Here is a 1,965-nt window from a genome sequence, read left to right on the forward strand (position 1 = left end):
TTCTCTCCCTTCTCCCGCCCCCTCCGGGGTACAAGGCAATTTACTAGGCAAGCCCGGGCTTGCTTGACAAGCATGTGCCTAGCTCCTAAAATGCCTCTTAGAGGGTCGGGAACTGCGTAGCGGGTCCCCGACCTTACCTTTTTACCCAAGCCTTAGGCAGAACCACCAGCCCATACCCCATGTACCCGCTAGGCCCACGGCGCAGCTTTTGCTCCACAATCCGCCAATCCTCCTTCGGAGGTTTACCTAGGTACCACCGCCCTATGGGTGTGGCCACCAAATCCGCAAGCTGCAGACCCACCTCATTTTCCTCCTTACTCCGGAACACGAGGGTTCTTAGCCGCTCCCGGAGCCGCCTGCCGGACACATAGGCAGTACCGCTTTCCCGTATCGCCTGGTCAAGCAAAGCGCCCATTAGCGCCTTGGGCCCTCCACCAGGATGAGGACCTAAGCCTGACCTTTCCCCCCTCCCACGATCCCCCAAGGAGGATGGGCTTGAGGGGAGAGAGGTCCCTCGGCACCTCCCGCCCAAGGAGGGGAAGAAAGAGGCCTACCCTCAGAACCCTCCAGGGATTGGCGCCAGGAGGGTTCCTTCCCTCGGTTGACCCCCTCTGGCTCCCCGGCGAGCTCCGAAGGCTTGACAGAAGGGCTAAAGCTTGTTTGGTCTTACCGATCTCCCTCGTAAGTCGTCGCTTCAGGTACGGGTTGTTCTCACCCTCCCTTCGCTTCTCAAGGTCCTTGAGCAACCCCTCGTGGAAGCTCTGGGCGTCGGATGGAAAGGTGGGGTCCTCCAACAAACGCTTGTAGCTTTGGGGAAGCTCCTCCTTGAGGCCCAGGGCCCGCCTGCCGATCACGTAAGCGGCGGCGGTGTCCTTGGAGAGGGAAAGCGGGGGAGCGTACTTGAGCATCCCGATGGTGGAGGTGTCGCTGGGGTTCACCTCCAGCACCTGGACACCCTTTTTCCTCGCCAGGGTGTGGACCTTCTGGAGGAGGGAGGCGTAGGCGAAGCGGTGCTGGATGGAGCGGAACCTCCTACCCGAGCCATCTCCTCTCCTGGACTTCCGGAAGTGTTTGAGCCTCTCCGTGGCGATGGCTACCCCCCGGGAGAGGGCGAGGTCCACCACCTGGTGGGCCGCCTTCCAGAGGAGGATCTCCTTAGCTCCACGGTTGGGGGCCCTGTCCACCTCGTTCAGGGGGATGGTGAAGTGATGCCTGAGTTCCCCATCGGGGCTGACCAAGGCTAAGGCCAGGTGGTGGGGGTGGGCGTTGGCGTCCAGGGCCAAGACGCCCCGCTCCTTCGTGGCCACGATGGGAGGCGAGGCTTCTTGCCAGGTGAAGTGGGCGTGGACCTCCCCGTTTCGCAGGGTGAGCTCCACGTTGTAGGGTTCTCCCAGCAGGGCCCGCTCCACCAGGGCCTTCACCTGAGGGTGGGAAGAGAGGACTAAGGCTTTGATGTAAGTACGGTGTCCTAGATTGATCCGAAGCCACAAGGCTCCGTCCTCCACCTCCAAGCGCAGGTTGAGGTTGCCACCCTTGCTCCGGTCTCCCCTAGAGTAGAGCAAACCTTGGCGCTTCTCCTTCCACGTCCGCTTGAGCTCAAGGAGGCGCTTCCCCGAGAGGTGCTTCCGTTTGAGTCCCTCAAAGAGGCTCCTTCCCCCGAAGACCACCTTGCGGGGGTCTACACCGCGCTCCCTGGCGGAGTCCAGGACCCCTTGCGCCTTGAGGATAGCGTCGTCAACGTAGCGGGTGTTGAGGCCGAAGAGCTGGCAGAGGGGGCCGTCTTCCTGTTTGAGCTCCTCGCGGCTGTACCCCTCCAAGAGTCTCTGGTAGGCGAACCGTGTGGCGGAGGAGAAGCGGCGCATGAGGTCCAGGAGGGCTTCGCGGTTCTCCCGGGAGGGGAAGCGCAACTTAGAGGCTGTCGTAAAAGGGTGGTATTCTTGAGGGATGAGCTCTAGACGATCTTAC

Annotated in this window: 1 protein-coding gene; it reads right to left on the bottom strand. The window is 61.8% G+C overall.

The annotated features are described in order from the left end of the window. Positions 1–398: 398 nt before the first annotated feature. On the bottom strand, positions 399–1,862 hold the full coding sequence (locus L0D17_RS12990; protein ID WP_423247957.1) for an IS200/IS605 family accessory protein TnpB-related protein: 1,464 nt from the start codon (positions 1,860–1,862) through the stop codon (positions 399–401). Positions 1,863–1,965: the final 103 nt, after the last annotated feature.

Origin of the sequence: Thermus thalpophilus (genome assembly GCF_022760915.1) — a bacterium.
GTDB classification, from domain to species: Bacteria; Deinococcota; Deinococci; order Deinococcales; family Thermaceae; genus Thermus; species Thermus thalpophilus.

Coding starts and splice junctions, on each gene's coding strand:
- L0D17_RS12990 (WP_423247957.1), bottom strand. CDS start 1,862: ATGCGCCGCTTCTCCTCCGCCACACGGTTCGCCTACCAGAGACTCTTG.